Below are 23946 nucleotides of genomic sequence, written 5' to 3' on the forward strand. Positions count from 1 at the left end.
CTCTTTCCGGGTACGGAGTGGGTTGTGGTCGGGTGCGGGTCTCGTCGTGGCTGGTCGCGCAGTTCCCCGCGCCCCTGAGGCATGCGGCTGCGCCGCAGCCTCATGGCGCCTCGCTGAGATGGCGCACGAAGTGCGCATCTCAGGGGCGCGGGGAACTGCGCGACCAGCCACGATGGCGGGACGGTCATGGTCTGGGGCCCCGGGGAGCGGCGCGGTGGCGGTGGGCCAGGGCCTCGTAGGAGGCGGAGAGGGCGGGGGCCGCTGTCTCGTAGGAGCGTTGGGCCACGCCGACGAACAGGCAGTCCACGACGAGGAGCTGGCTCGTACGGGACGACATCGCCGCGGGCCGCAGCTCGCTCTCGCGGGCGATGGAGGTGGTGAGGACGTGGTCCGCGTACTGAGAGACCGGGCCGTCGGGGCGCCCCGTGATCGCGATCGTCGTCGCCCCGTGCTCGAACGCGACACGGAGCGGCTCGATCACGTCCCCGGTCGCCCCCGAGTGCGTGATCGAAACCGCCACATCCCCCGAGCGGAGCGTCACCGCGTTGGTGATGGCCAAGTGCGGATCCGAGTGCGCGTGCGCGACCTGCCCGATGCGGAGCAGCTTCTGCGCGAGGTCCTGGGCGACAAGCCCCGACGCGCCGACCCCGTACACATCGACCCGCCGGGCCCCGGCGAGCGCGCTCACGGCGGCAGCCAGTTGCACCGTGTCGAGCCCGGCCGCGGTGTCGGCGAGCGTCTGCTGCTCGTCGTAGGCCAGTTTGGCGACGACGTCGGCTATGGGGTCGTCGACGGCGATGTCGGCGGTGACGGCGGGCGCCCGCCCGGACTGCTGCTGGGCGGCGAGTCCGGCGAGGGCGAGGCGCAGGTCGCGGTAGCCGGGGTAGCCGAGGATGCGGGCGGTGCGGACGACGGTCGCCTCGCTCGTGCCGGTGAGCTCGGCGAGGCCGGTGACGGTGAGGGCGGCGCAGCCGGCCGGGTCGGCGGCGACGGCCTCGGCGACCCGCTGCATGGAGCGGGTCATCGACGGCGCGAGCGTGCGCACCTTGGCGGCGAGGGCCGCGGGGGCGGGCGGCGCGTCGTTCGAGAAACTTTCCTTCACGTCATTGCTCACGGCTGAAAGATATTTTCAAACAGGTGAGCGGTCAAGAGGCGCACAATGAGATACATGGACACCATCAGCCCCCTGGAGCAGGCCCTGCACGCGGCCCGCGCGCTCGTGCTCGCGGATCTGAAGGCGGCGGACGTCGCGGACCCGGACGTCGTCTCGCTCGTCGAGGAGTCGATAACGTCCCGCCGCTGGTGGGTCGAGCAGTGGCCGGACGGCGTGGACTACGTCTCCGGGCTCGTCGCCCAGGACGTCAAGGACGGCCTCCTGGAGCGGCACGGGCGCTGGCCGCTGTGCCCGGTGTGCGGCCCCGGCTCCGGGTCGGAGGGCCCGCACGCGCTGGACGTCGAGCCGGAGCTGGGCGCCGATCCGCACTGGGTGTGCTCGGAGGCGGGCGTGGTCGTGGCGCCCGTGGGGCAGCTCGGCACGGTCACCGGCTGAAGGCCCCGCCGGTGACCGTCTATATCGATCCGCCGACCTGGCCCGGCCATGGCCGTATGTGGTCGCACCTGGTCAGCGACGTCTCGTTCGACGAATTGCACGCGTTCGCCGAGCGGTTGGGCGCCCCGCGCCGCGCCTTCGAACGCGACCACTACGACATACCGTCGCACCGTTACGAGGACGCGGTGCGGGCCGGGGCCGTGACGGTCGGCTCGAAGGAACTGGTGCGCAGGATCACCGAGGCGGGGTTGCGGCGGCCGAAGGGGCGTCCCGCGTGATCGGTGCCGGTGCCGGTGCCGGTGCCGGTACTGGTGCCGGTGCTGATGCTGGTGCCGACATCTCCGTCGATCCCGTCACGATCTTCGACGGGGTGCGGCGGTGCAGCCGCAGGGAGACCGCCGTCAGGGCGAGCGCCAGGACCGTCATCGCGCCGCCCGCCCACGCGGTCGCCGGGTAGCCGAGGTCCGCGTCGATGACCGTGCCGCCGAGCCAGGGGCCGCCCGTGTTGCCGAGGTTGAAGGCGGCGGTCGTGGTCGCGCCGGCCAGGGTGGGGGCGGCGCCCGCCACGTTGAACATGCGGGCGTTCAGGGCCGGGGCCGTCCAGAACGCGGACAGGCCGAGCAGGAAGGACAGGGCCACCGCCGCGATCGCGAAGTGGCCGAGGAGGGCGAGCGCGGCCAGGAAGACGGTCGACGCCGTGATGCCGGTCAACAACACCCCGAACAGGTGCGCGTCCGCGATCCGGCCGCCGATCGTCGTGCCGACCAGGGCGCCGACCCCGAACAGGCCGAGCACCAGCGGGACCGAGCCCTCGGGCAGCCCCGCGACCTCCGTCAGGAGCGGGGAGAGATAGCTGAACGCGCAGAAGACACCGCCCGCGGCCAGCGCCGTCACCGCGACGGACAGCCACACCTGACGGTCCCGGTAGATCGCCAACTCCCGCTTCAGGCGCGGGCGTTCGGCCGGTACGGGGATCGGCGGGACCAGCGTCACGATGCCGACGAGGGCGATCGCCGAAGCTGCGCCCACCGCCCAGAACGCGGCCCGCCACCCGAGCCCGTCACCGAGGAAGGCGCCCGCCGGGACGCCCAGGACGTTGGCGATCGACAGGCCGCCGATCATCACGGCCATCGCGCGGGCCCGCTGGTTCACCGGGACCATCGCGATGGCGACCGCCGCGCCCACCGCCCAGAAACCGGCGCAGGCCAGCGCCGAGACGACCCGGGACGCGAACAGGACCGCGTACGTCGGCGCGAGCGCGCCCGCGATCTGGCCCAGGCCGAACAGGGAGATCAGCGTGATCAGGGTCGTACGCCGAGGCAGCCGCAGCGTCGCCACCGCGAGCAGCGGGGCGCCCACCACCATGCCGATCGCGAACGCCGAGATCAGCAGCCCGGCCTGCGGGATCGTGACGTCCATGTCGTCGGCGACGGCCGGCAGCAGACCGGAGAGCATGAACTCGGACGTGCCGAGCGCGAAGACGCTGAGCCCGAGGATGTAGACGGCGAGGGGCATACGGCTGGTATTTGGCGGCATGTACGGGGCAACTAGAGGCACGCAGATGACATTCCCCGGCTCGGGTCAGCCGTCCGTTCCTGGTGGGGCCAGCAGTCGCAGCTCTGTTGTCAGGTTGTCGCGGGCCGCCGACTCCCAGTGCGCCGTCCCGTACGGGGTGCGGAACAGGCGGGGCAGGTCCAGGAGCTGGCGCAGGACGGCGGCGCGGCCCTCCCGGAACGCCTCGTCGGGCACGAACGCGTACTCCTCGCGGACCGCCTTCGTGTACGCGGCGTACGCCTCCGGCGGCGAGGCCAGGATCGCCAGGTCCGCGTCGCACAGGGTCTCGCCGTTGCTGTCGCCGTCGGCCGGGTCGTGGCCGACCGTGAGACGGACCAGGCGCGCCACCTCCGCGACCGCCGCCTCCGGCAGCCCCGCCTCCGCGAGCGCCCGCTCGGCGAGCGCCGCCGAGCGCTCCTCGTTCTCCGAACGGTCCGGCCGGTACACCGCGTCGTGGAACCAGGCGGCGAGCCGCACCAGCGCGGGATCGTCCGCATGGTCGTCGAGGACGTCGACCCGGGCCAGGACAGCGGCCAGGTGCTGCGTCGTGTGGTACTTGCGCTGCGGTTCCGCCCAGCGGGCCAGCAGGTTGTCCGCGTACGGGTACGGGTCCACGTCCGTCGATCCGCTCGCCGCGCGCAGGGCACGGGCCCAGCGCTCCCGCAGGTCCCGCGGATCCTCGTACTCAGGGGTCATGCCCCCGACCCTAAGGGGCCGGTGTCAGGGGGCGGTGTCAGTGGCGGCGGACGACGCCCGCGTCCCGGTAAAGGGTGCTGTCGGTGTCGCCCAGGACGACGACCGAGAACACCGCCGAGGCGAACGCCCCGACGGCTCGCGCCGCGTCGCCGACGCGGTGCGGACGGTGGGCTCCGGACGCCGCCGTGGCGCCGGAAGGGGCCGTGGTGCAGGTCACTGTGGTCATGTATCCAGGATGCGAATCCGGGCATACGCGCACATCGGCCCCGCGGAGTAACCCGCCTACGACCTGCGGGGGACCCCGACCCTGAGGGGACCCGGGGAGCGCGGCGGGGCGGGAACCGGCCGGGGGACGGGTGCGTGCGGCCTTGGGAAAACCCGTTGGCCCCGGCAGCCACCGGTCCCGTACACTCGCGCGTCTGCCCGCCTCCCTTCGCCGCTGTCAGCCGTCGCGGACGCCGAAGCCGGAGCGCCGCCGACCGGACGGAAACCGGCCGGACCCTGGATCTGCGGATCGACGTATCCGCCTATCTGCGTATCTGCGTATCCGCGTACCTGGAGCCGGAGGCATCACCCGTGAGCACGTCCACGTCCATGTCCACGCCCGCGCCCACCCCGCTCGACCGCGAGCGCGCGCACCTTCACTCGTCCCGTGCCGCCCTGCGCGCCATGCGGGAGGACGCCGAGGCGCTCGACATCCGCGACGTCACCGCGAACTGGGTCAACGCCGAGGTGCTCCAGCGCCAGGTCGACGACCGGATCAAGGCGCTCGCCGACCTCAGCCACACCCCGCTCTTCTTCGGCCGCCTCGACTACCTGCACGCGCCCGGCGTCGACCTCGCCGAAGGCGCCGACGGCGAGCAGTTCTACATCGGGCGGCGACACGTCCACGACGCCGACGGCGACCCCATGGTCATCGACTGGCGCGCCCCCGTCTCCCAGCCGTTCTACCGGGCCTCCAAGAAGGAGCCGATGGACGTCGCGCTGCGCCGCCGCTTCGGCTACACCGGCGGCGAACTGAGCGCGTACGAGGACGAACACCTCTCCGACCCCGGCGAGGCCGAACGCACCAGCGCACTCCTTCAGCAGGAGATCGAACGGCCCCGCGTCGGCCCCATGCGCGACATCGTCGCCACCATCCAGCCCGAGCAGGACGAGATCGTGCGCAGCGGGCTCGCCGGATCGGTGTGCGTACAAGGAGGCCCGGGGACGGGCAAGACGGCGGTCGGCCTGCACCGCGTCGCATATCTGCTGTACGCGCACCGCGAGCGGCTCGCCCGCACCGGCACGCTCGTCATCGGGCCCAACGCGTCCTTCCTCCACTACATCGAGCAAGTGCTGCCCGCGCTCGGCGAGTTGGAGGTGAAGCAGGCCACCGTCGACGACCTCGTGGGCGCGCACGCGGAGGTACGGGGCGTCGACACCGCCGAGACGGCCCTCGTGAAGGGCGACGCGCGCATGGCCGAGGTCGTGCGGCGGGCACTGCGCTCGCACATCACGCTGCCGACCGAAGGCGTCGTGGTCGTGCGCGGCTCGCGCCGCTGGCGGGTCGCCTCCTACGAGCTGGAGGAGATCGTCAGGGAGCTGATGGCCCGCGACATGCGCTACGGCGCCGCGCGCGACGCACTCCCGCAGCGCGTCGCACACGCCGTACTCGTCCAGATGGAACGGGCCGGAGAAGCGCCGGACGACCGGGTACAGGACGCGGTCGCGCGCAACACCGCCGTAAAAGCACTGGTCAAGGCGGTGTGGCCGGCCGTCGACCCGGCCAGGCTCGTGCTGCGGCTGCTCTCCGACGCGGAGTTCCTGGCGGAACACGCGGAGGGGGTGCTGAGCGAGGACGAGCAGAAGGCGCTGCTGTGGGCCAAGCCCGCCCGGAGCGTCAAAAGCGTCAAGTGGTCCGCCGCGGACGCCGTGCTCATCGACGAGGCCCACGACCTCGTCGCGCGCACGCACTCGCTCGGACACGTCGTCCTCGACGAAGCGCAGGATCTGTCGCCGATGCAGTACCGGGCGGTGGGGCGGCGCGCCACGACCGGGTCCGTGACGGTTCTCGGCGACCTCGCGCAGGGGACCACGCCGTGGGCCACGCGGAGCTGGGACGAGGCGCTGGCCCACCTGGGCAAACCCGACGCGGTGATCGAGGAACTGACGGCCGGGTTCCGCGTGCCGACGGACGTCATCCGGTACGCGTCCCGGCTGCTGCCGTCCATCGCGCCGGGGCTGGCGCCGGTGCGGTCCGTGCGGGAGAACCCCGGGGTGTTCGAGGTGCGCCCCGTGGCGGGGGCGGACGATGTCGTCGCCGCGTGCGTGGAGTCCCTGCGGCACGAGGGGTCCGTGGGGTTGATCGCCGCCGATGCGCGGTGCGCTGCGCTGGCTGAGGCGTTGACGGAGGCGGGGCTCTCGTTCCTCGCGCCGGGTGAGGAGACCACGGCCGAGGCCCGGCTCACGCTGGTGCCCGCGTCGCTGGCGAAGGGGCTTGAGTACGACTACGTGGTCCTGGACGAGCCGGGGGCCGTCGTCGCCGGCGAGCCCGACGAACGTACTGGCCTCCGGCGGTTGTACGTGTCCCTGACCCGGGCGGTGTCGGGCCTCGTGGTCACCCACACGTCTCCGCTGCCGCTCCTCTTGAGCTGACCTCCGCGCCGTAGGGGCCGGCTCGTCCGGTCGGGTGCGGCTCTCGTCGTGGCTGGTCGCGCAGTTCCCCGCGCCCCTGAAGGCCTGCGGCTTCGCCGCGCCTCCCCCGGGGGTCGCCGGGCGGGCCGCCCCATGAGATGGCGCACGAAGTGCGCATCTCAGGGGCGCGGGGAACTGCGCGAGCAACCACGGCGAGAGCCGCGGTCGAACGATCCGCGGGATGGCGCACGGAGTGCGCATCTCAGGGGCGCGGGGAACTGCGCGAGCAACCACGACGAGAGCCGCGGTCGCGGGAGCGTCTCAGTGAGGATGGCGTTCGGGCGCAGGCCAGTGGGCCGGCCCCCTGGGGTCACGCCGCGTCCAGCGCCTCGCGCCAGACCCGGACCGCGTCCGCGGAGACCGGGCCGTTCCACCCGGCGGGCCGGGACGCGCCGCCGATGTGGAACGCGGAGACCCCCGCGGCCCGCAGCTCCGCGACGTGGTCGAGCCGCAACCCGCCCCCCACGAGAAGCTGCTGCTCATACCCCGGCTCACCGGCCCGCCCCGCCTCGGCGACGAGCACGTCGAGCCCCGCGTCGACCCCCTCCGCGGACCCGGCGGTCAGATACGTGTCGAGGCCGGGCAGAAACGCCAGCTGCTTGCGCAGAGCATCCCGCTCGGCGGCCCGGTCGATGGCCCGGTGAAAAGTCCACCGGCACCCGTCCAGCTCGGCGACGATCGTCTCGACGGCCGCGAGGTCGGCCCCGCCGGTCTCGTCGAGGAACCCGAGCACGAACTCGTCCGCGCCCTCGGCCCGCAGCGCCCGCGCCGCCGCCACCAGTTCGGCCACCCGGGCGGAGCCCCCCGCCGAGAAGCCGTCCGCGAGCCGCAGCATCACGCGCAGCCGGATGTCCACGGCGGCGCGGATCGCCGCGAACGTCTCCACCGACGGTGTCAGGCCGTCCGCCGCCATGTCGGTGACCAGCTCCAGGCGGTCCGCGCCCCCGGCCTGGGCCGCGGTCGCGTCCTGGGCGTCGAGGGCGATCACCTCCAGGACTGCGCGCTCGCTCATCGGGCTCCTGTCCTCAGTCTCTGCCCCATAGGACCAGATAGGTCTAGTCCAATAACGTGGCTCAGCCTACGCCGCGCGCACGGTGAACGCAGCCGTCCTGACCTTCCCGCCGTGCTTGAAGTCCAGGAACAGCCGGTACGTCCCCTCGCTGGGCGCCATCGCGGTGAAGGAGACGCGGGGCCCGGCCTCGCCGTCGTGCGGGTGAACGTGGAGGTACGCGAGGTCGCCGGAGCGCAGCGCGACCAGATGCCCGTACGCGCCGAGGTAGGGCTCCAGATCGGTGACGGGCCGCCCGTTCTGGCTGATTCGCAGGGTCAGCTCGCTCGCCGCGCCCGGCTTCAGCGCGCCCTGGACCCGGACCTCGTACCCGTCCGCGACGTGCGCCGTCGGGGAGGGCGCGGGCAGCGCGGCGGGCGCGTATGGCCCGGCGACCCCGATCCCCGTGCCGAGGGTGAGCCCTTCCTTCTCGCCGCTCGGCGTGAAGTCGGCGAAGACCCGGTAGTCGCCGGCCTTGGGCAGCGAGACGGGCGTCGACCACGTGCCGTCGGCGGCGCGCACGGGGTGCAGATGCCGGTACGCGGTCAGGTCCCGTGAGGCGACGATCAGGTGCAGCTCCTTGTCGTGCTCCTTCTTGTACGCGGTCACGGGCGCACCGGTGCTGTCCTTGCGGATGGCGAACCGGATCTCCCCGGTGAGGCCGGGCAACCGGTCGCGCTCCAGGTCGAGCGTGTAGCCGCGGTCGGAGACCTGGAGCCCGCCGGGCACGTCGGCGGCGGCCGGTGCCGCTTCGGGCGTCTCGTGGCCGCCGTGCTCCGACGCGGGTCGCTCCTTCGCGGTGACGACGGGCGCGGTCCCGACGCCCACCCCGTACGCCGCGCCGAACGCCGACGCGAGTCCCGCCGCGAAAGCGGTGATCTTCAGTCCGGTGCGCATGGGCACTCCTCCGTCGGTCCTGTTGGCTTCGAGGCTGTTGACCATACCCCCTAGGGGTATATGTTGGAAGGGTTCTCGGGTACCCGCCCCGGGTATCCCTCGTTCCTTCCACAGGAGGCCCCATGCCGACGCAGACCGACGCCCCGCCCGCCCGGGTGGAGCTCGTCATCGGCGGCATGACCTGCGCGTCATGCGCCGCCCGTGTCGAGAAGAAGCTGAACCGGATGGACGGCGTCACGGCGACCGTCAACTACGCCACCGAGAAAGCGCAGGTCAGCTATGGCGAGGGCGTGGAGGTCGCGGACCTGATCGCCACCGTCGAAGCCACCGGGTACACGGCCGGGGAACCCGCGCCCCCCGCGGCGTCGAAGGACTCGGCGGATTCCGGGGCGTCGGGCGCCGATGAACTGCGGCCCCTGCGGCAGCGCCTCGTCACCGCCGTCGTGCTCGCCGTGCCCGTCATCGCCATGGCCATGGCGCCTGCCCTCCAGTTCGCGTACTGGCAGTGGCTCTCGCTGACCCTGGCCGCGCCCGTCGTCACCTACGCGGCCTGGCCCTTCCACAAAGCGGCGTTCACGAACGCGCGGCACGGCGCCGCCACCATGGACACGCTGATCTCCCTCGGCACGTCCGCCGCGTTCCTGTGGTCCCTGTGGGCCCTGTTCTTCGGGACCGCCGGCGAACCCGGCATGACGCACCCCTTCGAACTGACCATCGGGCGCAGCGACGGCGCCGGGAACATCTATCTGGAGGCCGCCGCCGGAGTCACCGCGTTCATCCTGGCGGGCCGCTACTTCGAGGCCCGCTCGAAGCGGAAGGCGGGCGCCGCGCTGCGGGCGCTGCTCGAACTCGGCGCCAAGGACGTCACCGTCTTCCGGGACGGCGGGCGTGAACTGACGGTGCCGGTGGGCGAGTTGAAGGTGGGCGAGCGGTTTCTCGTGCGGCCCGGCGAGAAGATCGCCACCGACGGCACAGTCGTCGAGGGGTCGTCCGCCGTCGACGCGTCCATGCTCACCGGGGAGTCCGTACCGGTCGAGGTCGCCGTCGGCGACACCGTCACGGGGGCCACCCTGAACGCCGGCGGGCGGCTCGTCGTCGAGGCCACCCGTGTCGGCGCCGACACCCAACTCGCCCGCATGGCACGCCTCGTCGAGGACGCCCAGAACGGCAAAGCCGCCGCCCAGCGGCTCGCCGACCGCATCTCCGCCGTCTTCGTGCCCGTCGTCATCGCGCTCGCCGTCGCCACGCTCGGCTTCTGGCTCGGCAACGGGGCCGGGCTGACCGCCGCGTTCACCGCCGCCGTCGCCGTACTGATCATCGCCTGCCCGTGCGCCCTCGGACTCGCCACACCCACCGCGCTCATGGTCGGCACGGGGCGCGGGGCCCAGCTCGGCATCCTCATCAAGGGCCCCGAGGTGCTGGAGAGCACGCGCAAGGTCGACACGATCGTCCTCGACAAGACCGGCACGGTCACCACCGGGCGGATGACGCTGCTCGCGACACATGTCGCCGACGAGGCCGTCGCCGACGGAACCGTCGCCGACGAGGCCAGTGCCGACAAGGCCAGTGCCGACGAGGCCGAAGTCCTGCGGCTCGCGGGCGCGCTCGAACACGCCTCGGAGCATCCGATCGCCCGCGCCGTCGCCGACGGTGCCGCCGCGCGCGTCGGGGCGCTGCCCGTCCCCGAGGACTTCGCCAACGTTCCCGGGCACGGTGTGCAAGGCGTCGTCGAGGGGCGCGCCGTGCTCGTCGGGCGGGCGGAACTCCTCGACGAGTGGGAGATCCGGCTCCCCGACGGACTGGCCCGCGCCAAGGCCGACGCCGAGGCCGCCGGGCGGACCGCCGTCTGCGTCGCCTGGGACGGGGAGGCCCGCGCCGTCCTCGAAGTCGCCGACGCCGTGAAGGAGACCAGCGCCGACGCCGTGCGGCGGTTGCGCGGGCTCGGGCTCCGGCCCGTACTCCTGACCGGGGACAACGAGGCCGTCGCCCGCAGCGTCGCCGCCGAGGTCGGCATCGCGGCCGAGGACGTCATCGCGGAAGTGCTGCCGCGGGACAAGGTCGACGTCGTCAGGCGGCTGCAAGCGGAAGGGCGGTCCGTCGCCATGGTCGGGGACGGGGTGAACGACGCCGCCGCGCTCGCCCAGGCCGATCTCGGACTCGCCATGGGGACGGGGACCGATGCGGCCATCGAGGCGGGGGATCTCACGCTGGTGCGGGGGGACCTGCGGGTCGCCGCCGATGCGATGCGCCTTGCCCGGCGGACCCTTGGGACGATCCGGTCCAACCTGTTCTGGGCGTTCGCCTACAACGTCGCCGCGTTGCCGCTGGCCGCTGCGGGGTTGTTGAATCCGATGATCGCCGGGGCCGCCATGGCGTTCTCGTCCGTGTTCGTGGTCGGCAACAGCTTGCGGCTGCGGCGGTTCCGCTGAGATCACGGGGCTCCGCCCCGGACCCCGGACCCCGCTCCTTCATCGCCGGGAGGGCTGTTTGTAGCGTTGCTCTTCGTGATCAAGTCCTCGCTCTGTGTTGCCTTCCTCGGCGTCTCCGTCGCCGCCCTCCTCGTCCTCTGCGGCGCCCAGCACGTCCCGATGGCCGACCTCCTCGTCTACCGGGCCGAGGGCGTCGCCGCCGCGCGTGGGGGCGAGCGGCTCTATGGGTTCGCCGTCACCGAGTGGGAGCTGCCCGCCACCTACCCGCCGTTCGCCGCGCTTGTCTTCGTGCCCCTGGGGTGGGTGCCCCTCGGGCTGCTCAAGGGGCTCTTCCTCCTCGGCAACATCGCCCTGACCGGCGTCCTCGTCCATCTCTCCTGCCGGGCGGCCGGGCTGCGGCCCGGCCCGGGGGCCGTGTGCGCGGGGACGGGCGGAGCCCTGTGGCTGGAACCCGTCTTCCAGACGATTGTGTTCGGGCAGATCAACCTCGCCCTGGCCTGCCTCGTCCTGTGGGACCTCAACCGGCCCGCCGGCGCCCGCGGCAAGGGCATCGCCCTCGGCATCGCGACCGGCGTCAAGCTCACCCCGGCCGTCTTCGTCGTCCACCTGTTCCTCCGGGGACGTCGGCGGGAGGCGTCGTACGCGGTCGCGGGCGCCGCCGGTACAGCGGCCCTGGGCGCGCTCGTGCTGCCGTACGCCTCCTGGGAGTTCTGGACCCGGCGGGTGTTCGAGACCGGGCGGGTCGGCAAAGCGTGGATCGTCGACAACCAGTCGTTGCAGGGGCTCGTCGCCCGCGTCCTGCACACCGCCGAGCCCGGTCTCCTCTGGGGCGGCCTCGCCGTTCTCGTCGCGAGCGGCGGGCTCTGCCTCGCCGTACGCGCTCGCAGCGACGCCCACGGCCTCGTCCTCGCCGCCCTGACCGCGCTCCTCGTCTCACCCATCAGCTGGTCCCACCACTGGGTGTGGTGCGTGCCGCTGCTCGCGCTCCTGTGGGCCGGCGGCCATCGGCGTACGGCCGTGGGCGTCGGCGTCCTCTTCACCGGGCGCAGCATGTGGCTGCTGCCCCACCAGGGCGACCTCGATCTGCATCTCTCCTGGTGGCAGCAGCCGTTGGCCGCGCCCTACCCGCTCCTCGCCGTCGGCCTGCTGCTCGCCGCCGGTCTGCGTCAGCCCTCCGCCAGCAGCTCGTCCGCGTCCACGATCCGGTACGCGTAACCCTGCTCCGCCAGGAAGCGCTGGCGGTGCGCGGCGAAGTCCTGGTCGATCGTGTCGCGGGCGACCACCGAGTAGAAGCGGGCCTCGTGGCCGTCCGCCTTCGGGCGCAGAACGCGGCCGAGCCGCTGCGCCTCCTCCTGGCGCGAGCCGAACGTGCCCGACACCTGGATCGCCACCGTCGCCTCCGGCAGGTCGATCGAGAAGTTCGCCACCTTGGAGACGACAAGGACCGAGATCTCGCCCTGGCGGAAGGACTCGAACAGCTTCTCGCGCACCGCGTTCGTCGTCTCGCCCTTGATCACCGGCGCGTCCAGGTGCTCGCCCAGCTCGTCGAGCTGGTCGATGTACTGGCCGATGACGAGCGTCTGCTCGCCCGCGTGCTTGCGGACCAGCGCCTCGGTGACCTTCCGCTTCGTCGCCGTCGTCGCGCAGAAGCGGTACTTCTCCTCCGTCTCGGCGGTCGCGTACGCGAGCCGCTCGGAGTCGGTCAGGTTCACCCGGACCTCGACGCAGTCGGCGGGCGCGATGTAGCCCTGCGCCTCGATCTCCTTCCACGGCGCGTCGAACCGCTTCGGGCCGATCAGCGAGAACACGTCCGACTCGCGGCCGTCCTCCCGGACCAGGGTCGCCGTCAGGCCCAGGCGGCGGCGCGCCTGGAGGTCCGCCGTGAACTTGAAGACCGGCGCGGGCAGCAGGTGCACCTCGTCGTAGACGACCAGGCCCCAGTCGCGCGAGTCGAACAGCTCCAGGTGCGGGTAGACGCCCTTCCGCTTCGTCGTCAGGACCTGGTACGTGGCGATCGTGACCGGGCGGATCTCCTTCTTCGTCCCGCTGTACTCGCCGATCTCGTCCTCGGTGAGACTCGTGCGCTTCACCAGCTCGTGCTTCCACTGGCGGGCCGACACCGTGTTCGTGACCAGGATGAGGGTGGTGGCCTTGGCCTGCGCCATCGCGCCCGCGCCCACCAGCGTCTTGCCCGCGCCGCAGGGCAGGACCACGACGCCGGAGCCGCCGTGCCAGAAGCCCTCCACCGCCTGCTTCTGGTACGGGCGCAGCGACCAGCCCTCCTCGTCGAGCTCGATCGGGTGCGCCTCGCCGTCCACGTAGCCCGCGAGGTCCTCGGCCGGCCAGCCCAGCTTCAGGAGCGTCTGCTTGATCTGGCCCCGCTCCGAGGGGTGCACCGCCACCGAGTCCGCGTCGATCCGGGCGCCGACAAGCGGCTGCACCCGCTTCGAGCGCAGGATCTCCTCCAGGACCGGGCGGTCCGTCGTCGTCAGGACCAGGCCGTGCGCCGGATGCTTGGAGAGCGTCAGCCTGCCGTAGCGGTCCATCGTCTCCGCGATGTCGACGAGGAGCGCGTGCGGCACCGGGTAGCGGCTGTACTGCACCAGCGCGTCCACGACCTGCTCCGCGTCGTGGCCCGCCGCCCGCGCGTTCCACAGGCCGAGCGGCGTCAGCCGGTACGTGTGGATGTGCTCGGGCGCCCGCTCCAGCTCCGCGAACGGGGCGATCGCCCGGCGGCACTCGTCGGCCTGCTCGTGGTCGACCTCGAGGAGCAGGGTCTTGTCCGACTGGACGATGAGTGGACCGTTCACGCGCGGCACCCTTTCTGCCTGGGCCGGACCCCGGACTCGGGGTGGCCAAACGTCCAGTGTGCCGCATGGCGGGTGGTGCGTGGAGTGATGCCCGCGAGGGCGCTGGTCAGGTCGCGTCCGGCGCCAGTTCCGCCACGCCCGTCACCCTGTGCAGCGGATACGTGCGGACCTCGTCCGCCGTGTGGTCGAACGCCGTCACATAACCGCCCTCCACCCGGATCGGCGCGATCACCCGCTGGCTCGCCGCGCCCTCCGCGTTCACGTACCCGATCCACAGCGCGTCGCCGGTCATCACCGCCGCCTGCATCGTCGCGAGCGTCTCCGCCGCCGTCGTCCTCGGCAGCTCACCGTCGCCGGGGTGCGCGGGCGCCGTCCTGCGCGGGGCCGTCGCCGCCAGATCGCCCGCCCTGATCGCCCTGATCGCCGCGTCGAGCAGCGTCCCGTCGGGCAGCGCCGGGCCGTCCGGCACCGGCTCCGGCGCCGTGCGCGGCGGCGTGCGGTGCGCATGGGCGCGGGTGATCAGCACGTCGCCCTCCGGGGTCTCCGCCGCCGGGGCGAAGCCCATCGCCCGCAGACCCTCCAGGAGCGTGCCCGGGTCCACCTGCGCCGCGAGCACCGTCGGCGCCAGCCGGCGCAGGCGCAGCGCCGCCGCCCGCTTGTCCGCCAGGATCTCGCCGAGCACCGCGTCGTCGTCACAGCGGACGTACGCCGACGCCGCCCCGATCCGCAGATGGCCATGGCGCCGCGCCACGTCGTCGATCAGGTACGTCAACGGCTGGGGGACCGGGGTGCGGGAGTGCTCCGTCAAAAATACGTGCAGGTCGGAGGCTGTGCGGCCGGAGTCGAGCGCGCGGCGTACCGAGCCCGGGGTGAACCGGTAGACCGTCGCCCCGCCCTTCGACTCGACGTCGGCCAGCACCGCCAGGGCGTCCGCCAGCGGGCGGACCAGCGGGCCCGGCGCCACCGCCGTCAGGTCCGCCTGGAGCAGGACGTGGTCCAGCGGCTCGGGGAGGAGCGGAGTGATCAACTTCTCCGCCCGCGCCGTCGCCGTCGCCCGCTCCGTGGGTGTCGCGTCCCGGTCCGTCAGCAGCGCCCTGCCATGCGCCGACAGCGCCCCACGGCCCGTCAGCCCCAGGAACTCCGCCTCCGACAGCGTCCACTGCGCCAGCCTCGTCCGCAGCTCCCGCGCCGCCGGGGACGGGCGCTCCCACGTCAGCCGCGCCACGACCGACTCCGGGTCCGGGGCCGTGCCCTCCGGGAGCGTGGAGAGGAGGCTCAGCACCCGGTGGCGCACCTCCGGGGCCGCCGAGCGGTCCAGGTGCGGGCCCAGCGCCGACAGCGTCCTGTCCTTGCCGTCCCTGCCGCCCACCACGCCCGCCGTGCGCGTCGCCGCCAGCCACGCCTCCGCCAGCCGCGTCCACCGCTCCGCCGGCGGGCGCTCCAGCCACGCGTCGTACGCGGGCGTCGCCGCGTACCGCTCGTCCGCCTCACCGTCCGACGCCACCAGGCCCGCCGCGTACGCCAACTCCACCCAGAACGCCGCCTGCGGCTCCGTGCAGTCCAGCGCCGTCGCCGTCCGCTTCAGATCCCGCACGCTCAGACCGCCCGCCCGCAACACCACCGGGCCGCCCTCGTCCCAGTCCTTCAGCAGCTCCTCGACCGTCGACAACGCCGTGTACGCCTGCGCCGCCGCCGTCGCGTCCACCACCTGTGGACGGTGCGCCGCCCTCTCCCGCACCTCCGGCGCCACCGGCTCCAGCTCCCTGTGCGCCCGCCCGCCGCGCAGATGCAGCGCCGCCTCCCTCGGCAGCACCACCGTGCCCGGCGCCGTCGGAAGGAGCAGACCCCGGTCGAGCAGCCAGCGCAGATGCGCCGCAGGCCGCGCCGTCACCTGGCCGTACGGCGGGCCCCACACCAGCCTGTTCAACACATCGAGCGACTCCATCGGCGCCTCGTCCAGCAACGCCGACATCCGCTCCGCGTCCGTGAACAGCTCCGTCAGCTCCGCCACCGCCGACACTCCGTCGTGCGTGGTCGGAAGACCCGCCGACGTGACGATCTCCTGGAGCCGCGTGGGGGAGATGCCCGCCGTCGCCTCCGCGATCGTCGGGCCAAGGCCCGTGGGGGACGGGTGCTGAGGGGTCGGGGTCAGCAGTTCGCGGGCCGTGCGCACCAGACGCAGCTGGTCGTCGGCGCCCCAAAGCAGCGCCTGTTCGCGCAGCCTCGCCACCGCGCCCGGGAGCGCCTTCGTCGACTCCTCGCCCGGCAGCAACCCCTCCAGCGTCTCGTACGTCGCCGGTTCCGGGGCCACCGCCAACGCCTGCGCCACCTGCTGCGTGAAGCGGTCCAGGCGGTCGAGCGCCCGCACCACCGACGCCCTCGTCCCCGCCCGCGTCGCCAACTGCGTCAGATCGTTCGGGACCGGGCCGAGCAGGTCCGGGCGGGCCCGCAGCAGACGGGCCAGAGACGCGTCGTCCCTCGCGCGCAATGCCTCCGCCAAGGAGCGGGGGGCTGACGTCGGCGCCGCCGGGGTCTGCTCGTTCGGGCTCATCTGACCCACGGTAGCGGGCCCGTTCTCCCCGGCGGGGATCCCGTGCTGCGTCGGGTCCCGGCATTCGCGATACCGTCGACGCAACAACTGCTGCACCCCGGAGGGGACTTCGTGGGGATCGAGAGTGATCAGCTCGTCTTCGACTATCTGAGCCGCGTCGGCGACCTGGCCCAGCAGCGACAGCTGCCCTCGGCCACCCGGATGCGGCTCGTCAGCGAGTTGCGCGGCGAGATCGACCGGCATCGCGCCAAAGTCACCGTCGACAGTCCCGCCGCCGTGCGGCGCATCATCGACCGGCTCGGGGATCCCGACCGGATCGTCAGCGATGCGCAGGGCGGCTCCGCTGTGGGGGATCCCGCCGCCTCCCTTTCGCGGGGCGTGCCTGAGCAGTCTTCGTCTTCGGCTCCGGCCTCCGCTTCGGCTTCGTCCACGGCTTCTTCTTCGGCCAAGGCCAAGCCCGGCATCGGGCGGCTCCTTCGCAAAGTGCCTCCCCAGCAGCGTGACGAACCGTCCGACGCTCCCTCCCCGCCGCATCTCGCCGGCACCGAGGAGCTCGGCGCCACCGGGCGCGAGACCGACTGGTGGCGGGTCGGGGGCGGGCAGTCCCTCGCCGAGACCGACTCCGTGCCCGGGTTCACCGGCGGGATCGAGATTCCCGAGATCCTCAAGCCTCCCGCTCCCGCTTCCGCTCCCGCTTCCGCTCCCGCTTCCGCGCCCGTGCCCGGGGGCGTGGTTGAGCCCCCGGTGGAAAAAGCGCCCAAAGTGCGGCGGTTCGTGCCCGAAGGCGGGCTCGTCAATCCGCTGCTTCTGCTTGCCGCCGCCGCCCTCGTCGCCGGTGCCGTCCTCGGGAACGTGCTGGCCCTGCTTCTCGGCTGGGCCGTCGTCTACCTGTCCCGGCGGCTCACCCTCGGGCAGAAGAAGACGGCCGTCTTCGTCCTGCCCGGGCTCGCCGTCGCGGGCGGCGTCGCCTGGCTGTGGGGGCGCAGCGCCGGGAAGTGGGGGGCGCCCATCGCCGAAGGCCAGATGAGCGGGGCGTTCGGGGAGACCTGGCCCTGGGTCCTGCGGTGTGCCGCCGTTGCTTCGGCGTTGTATCTCGTGTGGCGGTCTCAGCGCGTCGCGCCATGAAGGGAGGGTGGCCGGTTGGGCTTCGGTCGGCGGCCACCCGTTTCGTTTCGGCAGGTGCGCGGGTGGGGGCGGGGCCGGTCGGGGCATGTGCGTGCTCGCCATCTTGATGGCGTCGTCCTCTGCTTCGGGCCACGTCACCGCGTGTACTGTGCTGCGCGCGCACATGCCCCGACCGGCCCCTCCCGTCTCGTACGCGGCTGAACGCCCGGTGGCCGCTCCAGGCACAATTGGGGGCATGGCTGCCCCCCTCATAGGTCCCACCGTCGGCTTCGATCTCGACATGACGCTGATCGACTCGCGTCCCGGAATCCGGGCCACCTGGATCGCCCTGTCCGAGCGGACCGGCGTTCATGTCGACGCCGATCTGGCCATCTCCCGGCTCGGGCCGCCCCTGGTCGACGAGCTCGCCGAGTGGTTCCCCGCGGAGCGGATTCCTGCGATGGCCGAGCTCTACCGTGAGATGTATCCCACGTACGCCATCGAGGCCACCCTGGCCATGCCCGGTGTCCACGAAGCCATGGACGCCGTGCACGCGGCCGGCGGGCGCACGATGGTCGTCACCGCCAAGTACGAGCCGAACGCCAAGCTGCATCTCGCACATCTGGGGATCGACGCCGATGTGGTCGTCGGGGACCTGTGGGCCGAAGGGAAGGCCGTGGCCCTTCGGGAGCACGGGGCCGGAATCTACGTCGGTGATCACGTCGGTGATGTGCGAGGGGCCCGTGCTGCCGATGCCGTGTCCGTCGCTGTTGCCACTGGGCCGTGTGACGGTGAGGCGCTGCGGCGTGCGGGAGCCGATGTGGTCCTCGATGATCTTCTGGCGTTTCCCGGGTGGCTCTCCGGCTATGTCGAGCGGGCTGCCCTGCGCTGAGCCGCCACCCCCCGGAGAACGCCTGCCGCGGACAGCAGGAAACCCACGCCCATGAGCATGCAGACCGCATAGGCGATGGGCGGGAACGGCGTTGTGTCCAGGAACAGTGGGGCCACCGTGACCAGCGTGGCGATCGCTCCCACGATGAAGACGATGCCGCCCGCTTTCACTAGGCCGTCGCCGGGTCCTGTCTCGGTCGCCCGGGAATTGACTTGGGTTTTGTCACGCACCCGGCCAGGGTAGTTCCCAGCCCGAGAGAACTAGTCGGCGCCGTCTTGCCAGCGGCCCCGGGACCCATAGTCTTGGTGGCGGCGGGTCGTACCACGACCCGCTGTACTGCTATCCAGAGCGTTTTCTTTCTAGTACGAGGACGAGGACTTCACGTGCCTACCGGCAAGGTCAAGTGGTTCAACAGCGAGAAGGGCTTCGGCTTCCTCTCCCGCGACGACGGCGGCGACGTCTTCGTGCACTCCTCCGTACTTCCCGACGGTGTCGACGCCCTCAAGCCCGGCCAGCGCGTCGAGTTCGGAGTCGTCGCCGGACAACGTGGTGACCAGGCGCTCTCCGTCGCCATTCTCGATCCGACCCCGTCGGTCGCGGCGGCCCAGCGCCGCAAGCCCGATGAACTCGCCTCCATCGTCCAGGACTTGACCACTCTGCTCGAGAACATCACGCCGATGCTCGAGCGCGGGCGCTATCCCGACAAGGCCGCCGGAGCGAAGATCGCCGGGCTGTTGCGGGCCGTCGCCGACCAGTTGGACGTCTGAGGTCCCCTCACGGGAAGCGGAGCGCGTCGGGGGCCAGCGGCGGGACCAGGCCCTCGGCCGCTGCCCGGGTGAGCAGGCCCCTGACCGCCGCGTAACCGTCCTCGCCCAGGTCCGCCGTGAACTCGTTCACGTACAGACCGATGTGCTGGTCCGCGACCGACGGGTCCATCTCCTGGGCGTGCGCCATCACATACGGGCGGGACGTCTCCGGGTCGTCCCATGCCTGGCGGACCGACGCGCGGATCGTGTTCGCGTAAGCGGTGAGGGTCTCCTCGCCGAGGCCGCGGCGGGCGATGATCGCGCCCAGCGGGATCGGCAGGCCCGTCGTGGCCTCCCAGTGCTCGCCCATGTCCGCCAGCTTGTGCAGGCCGTAGTTCTGGTACGTGAAGCGCGCCTCGTGGATCACCAGACCCGCGTCGATCTTCCCGTCCCGCACCGCCGGCATGATCTCGTGGAACGGCATCACCACGATCTCGCCGACCCCGCCGCCCCGGACCGTGTCCGCCGCCCACAGGCGGAAGAGGAGGTAGGCGGTGGACGTCTCGCTCGGGACCGCGACCCTCTTGTCCGACAGGTCCACGTCCGGCTCGCGGGTCAGGACCAAGGGGCCGCAACCCCTGCCCAGTGCGCCGCCGCAGGGGAGCAGCGCGTAGTCGTCCAGCACGTACGGCAGAACCGCGTAGCTCACCTTCAGGACGTCGTACGCCTCCTCGCGGCGCTCCGCGATCCCGTTCGTGATGTCGATGTCGGCGAACGTCACGTCCAGCGCCGGGGCGCCCGGGACCCTGCCGTGCGCCCACGCGTCGAACACGAACGTGTCGTTCGGGCACGGAGAGAAAGCGATACGGGTGGGCCTGGTGGGCGTGGGGGGCGTGGTGGTGGGGGTTGCCGGCTTGCTTGCGTTCGTCATGTGCTTCTCCAACTCTCCAATACCCCGGCTGCCTTCCCGAACGTCTCGGTGAGTGCCGTGAGCGCGTCGCCCATGCGCCACGCCGCCCGGTCGCGGGGGCCCACCGCGTTGGAGACGGTGCGGATCTCCGCCACCGGCACCTCGTGCGCGGCGGCGGCCTCCGCCACACCGAAGCCCTCCATCGCCTCGGCCACCGCGCCGGGGTGGCGCTGGGCCAGGAACGCGGCGCGTTCGGCGGTGCCGGTCACCGTGGAGACCGTCAGGACCGTGCCGGTCGCCGTGGCGCCCGTCGCCTCGGCGAGGTCTCGTACGAGGGACGGCGGCGGACAGTGGGTGACGGTGCCGAAACCCAGCTCGGTGACCGGGACGAAACCCTCCGGCGTCTCCGCGCCCAGATCGGCCACCGTGATGGCGTCGGCGATCAGGACCGCGCCGGGCGGGGCGCTGAAGCCGCCCGCGATGCCCGCCGACACGACCAGCGTGTAGGGGCGGCCGGCCAGGGCCGCCGTCGTGAGGGCGGTCGCCGTTCCCGCGGCCGCCGCGGCGGGGCCCACACCCACGGCGACCACGTCGATCGCCGGGTGGTGCGCACGCAGTCCGCGCGCCACCGCGTCCCGTTCCGCCGGGACCGCGGTGGCGATCAGTACGCGTCCGTGCGCGATGCCCGTGTCCGTCAGGAGTCCTTCTTCTTCTCCAGCTTGAACGACCACAGGCCGTACGCCTTGGAGTCGCCGCCCTGGAGGATCGTCACCGTGGTGCTGTTGCCCGTGGCGCCGTACTGCTGGTTGAAGAAGACGCTGCCCGGGACCGTGCGGTACGTCTTCTTGCTGGACTCGGTGAGCGGCTGACCGTTCATCAGGAGGGTCCAGCCCTTGTCCGCGATCTCCGGGTCGACACCGAAGCGGACCGTCTCGTCGGAGTCGACCTTGATGGTCTTCGCGTCCTTGTCCTTCAGACAGCCCTCCAGGGACGACGAGGCGAGCGCCTTGCCGTCCTTGTAGCAGGAGGCCTCGGAGTTCACCGTGTCGCGGCCCACCGTCACGGTGGCCAGCGGGGTCGGCTTGTCGCAGGCGGAGAGGACGAGCAGTCCGGCGCCTACGGCACCGACGGCGGCCACGGTGCGCCTGTGGCGCACAACGAAACGCTGGGAGGTCATGGCCGCAGGTTATCTGCCTCCGCCAGAGCCACTGGATGTGGGGCACCCGGTGGCGTGTTCGGCCGCTTTCCCGGCCGCCTCCCCGGCCGCCTCCCCGGCCGTCTCCCCGGCCGCCTTCCTGGAATGGCGCGCGCAGTGCGCGTTCCAGGGGCGCGGGGAACTGCGCGACCAGCCACGACGAGACCGGTCAGCGGCGATGGACAGACACCTCGCAGACGCTAGACCACCCGCGCCCGCGCCGGGCCGCCATGACGCGCCGCCGACAACAGACCCCTGACCGTCGTCAGCCAACCCAGCGCCACGATCCCCGCCGCCACCGAGAGGCCAAGCGCCCCGTTCAACGGCAGCGCGATACCGATCGCCCCACCGAACACCCAGGCCACCTGCAACAACGTCTCCGAGCGGGCGAACGCCGACGTACGGACCGCCTCCGGCACATCCCGCTGGATCGTCGCGTCGAGCGACAGCTTGGCGAGGGCCTGCGCGAACCCGGCGAACGCCGCGAGGCACGCCGTCATGACCGCCCCGAAGAAGACCGCCGAGGTCACCGCGACCCCGAGCACGACCGCGACCACCGTCACGATGATGATCTCCGGCGCCCGGGACCGCAGCCACGCCCCGACGGCCGTGCCCAGCGCGTTGCCCGCCCCCGCCGACACGCCGACCAGGCCGAGCGAGACCGCCGCGCTCTGCCCGGTCAGCGGATGCTCGCGCAGCAGGAACGCGAGGAAGAAGATGAGGAACCCGGAGAGGCAGCGCAGCGCGGCGTTGGCGGCCAGGGCGTGCGTGACGGCCGTGCCGACGGTCCGCAAGCCCGGCTTGCGCTGCTTCTTCACCGGGCCGTACAGATGCGCCTCGTCGGCGGCGAGCAGCGCCCTGTCCTCGCCCTTCGCCGAGTCGACCTTGGGCGGCAGCGAGAACGACAGGAACATCCCCGCCATGAAGATCACGAAGGCGCCGTAGAGCGGATAGCGCGGGCCGAGCGCCTGGAGCCCGGCACCGATGGGCGCCGCCACCCCGGTGGCGAGCAGCCCGCCGAGCGTCACCCGGGAATTCGCCTTGACCAGGGAGAAGCGGGGCGGCAGCAGGCGCGGCACCACCGCCGAACGGACCACTCCGTACGCCTTCGAGGAGACCAGGACGCCCAGCGCGGCCGGATACAGCTCGATGCCGCCCGTCACCACCGCGCCGGACAGGACCAGGGCGAGCAGCGCCCTGGCCAGCATCGAACCCGCCATCGCCGCCCTGCGCCCGTGCGGCAGCCGGTCCAGGAGCGGGCCGATCACCGGGGCCAGGAGGGTGAAGGGCGCCATCGTGATCGCCAGATACAGGGCGACCCGGCCGCGCGCCTCGTCCGTCGGCACGGAGAAGAACACCGTCGAGGCGAGCGCGACCGTGATCATGACGTCGCCCGCGCCGTTCACCGCGTGGAGTTCGATGAGTTTTCCGAGCCCCGACTCGCCCGCGCCGTGCGCGTGTGTCGCCTTTCGGATGCCGCGCGCCGTACCCGTGAACGGCAGCCTCAGGGCGCGCCCGACCTTGCGGACGGCCCCGCGCACCGGGCCCGAACCGCTGTGTTCGTACGCCGACCTTGCGGTTGCCACGCAGTCATAGTGCCCCGGGAACGGGCGTACTAGTGCCGATATGAGTACGCGGGTCGGCTTTCGCGTCGGGTGCGGCTCGTACGTCGGTGTGGGCGACGGGCGTGGAAGGAGGTAGCGTGCGTAGCGCGCCCGCGGCGGTTGTTATCGGCCGCGCGCCTCTCGGCCATCCCGCAGAATGGATGACGTAGGTGCGCCCGAAACGCTCGGGTGCGGACGTCGACGCGGCCCTCCGGTCCGCTCCGTCCGCGCTCCCGCACACAGGACGGCGCACTCGAGAGACGGCGTAGGAGAGAAGCGATACCTGTGAGCGCAGCGACAACGCGAAGCCGCACCCCTGACCGTCTGTGCGCCGAGGCGGTCGACCTCGCCCGCGCGGCGGCCGAGGAGGCCGCCGCGCCCGGTGTGGTCGGCGAGCACGTCGAAATGGTCGTCGAGGGCGACCGCGTCGTCACGCACCTTTTCGAGTGCAAGGAGTTCGGCTACCGCGGCTGGCGCTGGGCCGTCACCGTGGCCCGCGCATCGCGCGCCCGGTACGTCACCCTCGACGAGACCGTGCTGCTGCCCGGACCCGACGCCCTCCTCGCCCCCGAGTGGGTGCCCTGGAGCGAACGGCTCCGCCCCGGCGACATGGGGCCCGGCGACCTCCTGCCCACCGAGGCCGACGACCTGCGCCTGGAGCCCGGCTACACCGGGGACGACGGGCCGCCGCCGAACTCGCCGCTGTCCGAGGACATGGCCGAGCTCGTCGAGGCGGAGGACGCCGAGGTCACGGAGGGGCCCGTCCGCGAGCTGCCCGTCGCCCCCGTGCGCGGCTCCATCGCGTCCGTCGCCGAGGAGCTCGGGATGCGCCGGGCGCGGGTCCTCTCCCGGTACGGGCTGCACGTGGCCGCCGACCGGTGGGAGGAGTCCTACGGGGCCAAGACCGCGATGGCGCAGGCCGCGCCCGCCACGTGTGTCTCCTGCGGGTTCCTTCAGCCCATCGGCGGGTCGCTCGGGCAGGCGTTCGGCGTCTGCGCCAATGAGTTCTCGCCCGCGGACGGGCGCGTCGTGTCCCTCTCCTACGGGTGCGGGGGGCACTCCGAGGCCGCCGTCATGCCCAGCGCGCCCCGGCCCGCGCCGCCCGTCATCGACGAGAACCTCGTCGACGTGCTTCCCCTCCGCGCGGCGCCGGACTCCGGGTCGGTCGGGGCGGCCCCGGCCGAGGGCACGGAAGATCTGGGCCACTCATAACCCCGTCCGCGCCGCCGTCGTGGCTGGTCGCGCAGTTCCCCGCGCCCCTGAGATGCGCACTGCGTGCGCCATC

At 72.6% G+C, this 23946-nt stretch carries 22 protein-coding genes; 9 read left to right on the forward strand and 13 right to left on the reverse strand.

The features are described from left to right. Positions 1–184 precede the first annotated feature (184 nt). Complete coding sequence (locus C1N81_RS26010; RefSeq protein ID WP_394433004.1) at positions 185–1114, reverse strand: MurR/RpiR family transcriptional regulator; 930 nt, start codon at positions 1112–1114, stop codon at positions 185–187. Between the two features lie 54 nt (positions 1115–1168). Between C1N81_RS26010 and C1N81_RS26015 the strand changes: the two genes are divergently transcribed. Continuing rightward, a complete protein-coding gene (locus C1N81_RS26015) occupies positions 1169–1549 on the forward strand; it encodes a hypothetical protein (RefSeq protein ID WP_394433006.1) in 381 nt (126 codons plus the stop codon). 11 nt (positions 1550–1560) lie between these two features. Next, complete coding sequence (locus C1N81_RS26020) at positions 1561–1827, forward strand: DUF4031 domain-containing protein (protein WP_394433008.1); 267 nt, start codon at positions 1561–1563, stop codon at positions 1825–1827. Here C1N81_RS26020 and C1N81_RS26025 read toward each other — a convergent pair. From C1N81_RS26025 to C1N81_RS26035, 3 genes are all read right to left on the reverse strand, one after another. Beyond that, complete coding sequence (locus C1N81_RS26025; protein ID WP_394433010.1) at positions 1784–3064, reverse strand: Cmx/CmrA family chloramphenicol efflux MFS transporter; 1281 nt, start codon at positions 3062–3064, stop codon at positions 1784–1786. The genes C1N81_RS26020 and C1N81_RS26025 overlap by 44 nt on opposite strands. A gap of 66 nt (positions 3065–3130) precedes the next feature. Beyond that, positions 3131–3799, reverse strand: coding sequence for an HD domain-containing protein (locus C1N81_RS26030; protein ID WP_394433012.1), 669 nt, complete (start codon positions 3797–3799; stop codon positions 3131–3133). Between the two features lie 37 nt (positions 3800–3836). After that, complete coding sequence (locus tag C1N81_RS26035) at positions 3837–4025, reverse strand: hypothetical protein (protein ID WP_394433014.1); 189 nt, start codon at positions 4023–4025, stop codon at positions 3837–3839. A gap of 368 nt (positions 4026–4393) precedes the next feature. Between C1N81_RS26035 and C1N81_RS26040 the strand changes: the two genes are divergently transcribed. Continuing rightward, on the forward strand, positions 4394–6436 hold the full coding sequence (locus C1N81_RS26040; protein WP_394438229.1) for a HelD family protein: 2043 nt from the start codon (positions 4394–4396) through the stop codon (positions 6434–6436). Between the two features lie 349 nt (positions 6437–6785). Here C1N81_RS26040 and C1N81_RS26045 read toward each other — a convergent pair whose 3' ends face one another. Both C1N81_RS26045 and C1N81_RS26050 read right to left on the reverse strand, forming a co-directional pair. After that, positions 6786–7487 (reverse strand): copper homeostasis protein CutC, encoded by a 702-nt coding sequence (locus tag C1N81_RS26045; RefSeq protein WP_394433016.1) that lies wholly within the window; start codon positions 7485–7487, stop codon positions 6786–6788. A gap of 66 nt (positions 7488–7553) precedes the next feature. Beyond that, the gene (locus C1N81_RS26050) at positions 7554–8420 is read right to left on the reverse strand and encodes a hypothetical protein (RefSeq protein ID WP_394433018.1); all 867 of its coding nucleotides are present in this window, start codon (positions 8418–8420) and stop codon (positions 7554–7556) included. Positions 8421–8542: 122 nt separating this feature from the next. Between C1N81_RS26050 and C1N81_RS26055 the strand changes: the two genes are divergently transcribed. Together C1N81_RS26055 and C1N81_RS26060 are read left to right on the forward strand one after the other, a co-directional pair. After that, positions 8543–10849 (forward strand): heavy metal translocating P-type ATPase, encoded by a 2307-nt coding sequence (locus C1N81_RS26055; protein ID WP_394433020.1) that lies wholly within the window; start codon positions 8543–8545, stop codon positions 10847–10849. A gap of 75 nt (positions 10850–10924) precedes the next feature. After that, complete coding sequence (locus C1N81_RS26060; protein ID WP_394433022.1) at positions 10925–12064, forward strand: glycosyltransferase 87 family protein; 1140 nt, start codon at positions 10925–10927, stop codon at positions 12062–12064. Here C1N81_RS26060 and C1N81_RS26065 read toward each other — a convergent pair. Together C1N81_RS26065 and C1N81_RS26070 are read right to left on the reverse strand one after the other, a co-directional pair. Then, positions 12016–13659, reverse strand: a complete 1644-nt coding sequence (locus C1N81_RS26065) for a DNA repair helicase XPB (RefSeq protein ID WP_394433024.1) — start codon at positions 13657–13659, stop codon at positions 12016–12018. The genes C1N81_RS26060 and C1N81_RS26065 overlap by 49 nt on opposite strands. Before the next feature lie 106 nt (positions 13660–13765). Beyond that, on the reverse strand, positions 13766–16210 hold the full coding sequence (locus C1N81_RS26070; RefSeq protein WP_394433026.1) for a helicase-associated domain-containing protein: 2445 nt from the start codon (positions 16208–16210) through the stop codon (positions 13766–13768). Positions 16211–16321: 111 nt separating this feature from the next. On the opposite strand from C1N81_RS26070, the gene C1N81_RS26075 reads away from it, so the two are divergent. Both C1N81_RS26075 and C1N81_RS26080 read left to right on the forward strand, forming a co-directional pair. Beyond that, on the forward strand, positions 16322–17335 hold the full coding sequence (locus tag C1N81_RS26075; RefSeq protein ID WP_394433028.1) for a hypothetical protein: 1014 nt from the start codon (positions 16322–16324) through the stop codon (positions 17333–17335). 235 nt (positions 17336–17570) lie between these two features. Then, a complete protein-coding gene (locus tag C1N81_RS26080; protein WP_394433029.1) occupies positions 17571–18206 on the forward strand; it encodes an HAD family hydrolase in 636 nt (211 codons plus the stop codon). On the opposite strand, the gene C1N81_RS26085 is transcribed toward C1N81_RS26080, so the two are convergent. Continuing rightward, positions 18179–18436, reverse strand: a complete 258-nt coding sequence (locus C1N81_RS26085) for a hypothetical protein (RefSeq protein WP_394433031.1) — start codon at positions 18434–18436, stop codon at positions 18179–18181. The two genes, C1N81_RS26080 and C1N81_RS26085, sit on opposite strands and share 28 nt — an antisense overlap. Before the next feature lie 153 nt (positions 18437–18589). Here C1N81_RS26085 and C1N81_RS26090 point away from each other — a divergent pair, with 153 nt between their 5' ends. Beyond that, positions 18590–18973, forward strand: a complete 384-nt coding sequence (locus C1N81_RS26090; protein WP_361081238.1) for a cold-shock protein — start codon at positions 18590–18592, stop codon at positions 18971–18973. A gap of 7 nt (positions 18974–18980) precedes the next feature. On the opposite strand, the gene C1N81_RS26095 is transcribed toward C1N81_RS26090, so the two are convergent. The 4 genes from C1N81_RS26095 to C1N81_RS26110 all read right to left on the reverse strand — a co-directional run bounded on the left by C1N81_RS26095 (position 18981) and on the right by C1N81_RS26110 (position 22598). Further along, on the reverse strand, positions 18981–19883 hold the full coding sequence (locus tag C1N81_RS26095) for a 1,4-dihydroxy-6-naphthoate synthase (protein WP_394433033.1): 903 nt from the start codon (positions 19881–19883) through the stop codon (positions 18981–18983). Further along, entirely contained in the window at positions 19880–20593 is a 714-nt protein-coding gene (locus tag C1N81_RS26100) for a futalosine hydrolase (protein WP_394433035.1), read from the reverse strand. Before C1N81_RS26100 ends, C1N81_RS26095 begins: the two co-directional genes overlap by 4 nt. Further along, the gene (locus tag C1N81_RS26105; RefSeq protein ID WP_394433037.1) at positions 20557–21039 is read right to left on the reverse strand and encodes a DUF2771 domain-containing protein; all 483 of its coding nucleotides are present in this window, start codon (positions 21037–21039) and stop codon (positions 20557–20559) included. Before C1N81_RS26105 ends, C1N81_RS26100 begins: the two co-directional genes overlap by 37 nt. 218 nt (positions 21040–21257) lie before the next feature. Continuing rightward, positions 21258–22598: an MFS transporter gene (locus C1N81_RS26110; protein WP_394438231.1), complete on the reverse strand. Its 1341-nt coding sequence runs from the start codon at positions 22596–22598 to the stop codon at positions 21258–21260. 348 nt (positions 22599–22946) lie between these two features. On the opposite strand from C1N81_RS26110, the gene C1N81_RS26115 reads away from it, so the two are divergent. After that, entirely contained in the window at positions 22947–23873 is a 927-nt protein-coding gene (locus tag C1N81_RS26115; protein WP_394433039.1) for a DUF3027 domain-containing protein, read from the forward strand. Positions 23874–23946: the final 73 nt, after the last annotated feature.

The organism is Streptomyces sp. SGAir0957, assembly GCF_043523415.1.

What these genes read in the sequence shown, in the direction of transcription:
- C1N81_RS26015 (WP_394433006.1), top strand. Translation starts at nt 1,169, where the DNA reads ATGGACACCATCAGCCCCCTGGAGCAGGCCCTGCACGCGGCCCGCGCG.
- C1N81_RS26025 (WP_394433010.1), bottom strand. Translation starts at nt 3,064, where the DNA reads ATGCCCCTCGCCGTCTACATCCTCGGGCTCAGCGTCTTCGCGCTCGGC.
- C1N81_RS26030 (WP_394433012.1), bottom strand. Translation starts at nt 3,799, where the DNA reads ATGACCCCTGAGTACGAGGATCCGCGGGACCTGCGGGAGCGCTGGGCC.
- C1N81_RS26035 (WP_394433014.1), bottom strand. Translation starts at nt 4,025, where the DNA reads ATGACCACAGTGACCTGCACCACGGCCCCTTCCGGCGCCACGGCGGCG.
- C1N81_RS26040 (WP_394438229.1), top strand. Translation starts at nt 4,394, where the DNA reads ATGTCCACGCCCGCGCCCACCCCGCTCGACCGCGAGCGCGCGCACCTT.
- C1N81_RS26045 (WP_394433016.1), bottom strand. Translation starts at nt 7,487, where the DNA reads ATGAGCGAGCGCGCAGTCCTGGAGGTGATCGCCCTCGACGCCCAGGAC.
- C1N81_RS26050 (WP_394433018.1), bottom strand. Translation starts at nt 8,420, where the DNA reads ATGCGCACCGGACTGAAGATCACCGCTTTCGCGGCGGGACTCGCGTCG.
- C1N81_RS26055 (WP_394433020.1), top strand. Translation starts at nt 8,543, where the DNA reads ATGCCGACGCAGACCGACGCCCCGCCCGCCCGGGTGGAGCTCGTCATC.
- C1N81_RS26070 (WP_394433026.1), bottom strand. Translation starts at nt 16,210, where the DNA reads ATGAGCCCGAACGAGCAGACCCCGGCGGCGCCGACGTCAGCCCCCCGC.
- C1N81_RS26080 (WP_394433029.1), top strand. Translation starts at nt 17,571, where the DNA reads ATGGCTGCCCCCCTCATAGGTCCCACCGTCGGCTTCGATCTCGACATG.
- C1N81_RS26095 (WP_394433033.1), bottom strand. Translation starts at nt 19,883, where the DNA reads ATGACGAACGCAAGCAAGCCGGCAACCCCCACCACCACGCCCCCCACG.
- C1N81_RS26105 (WP_394433037.1), bottom strand. Translation starts at nt 21,039, where the DNA reads ATGACCTCCCAGCGTTTCGTTGTGCGCCACAGGCGCACCGTGGCCGCC.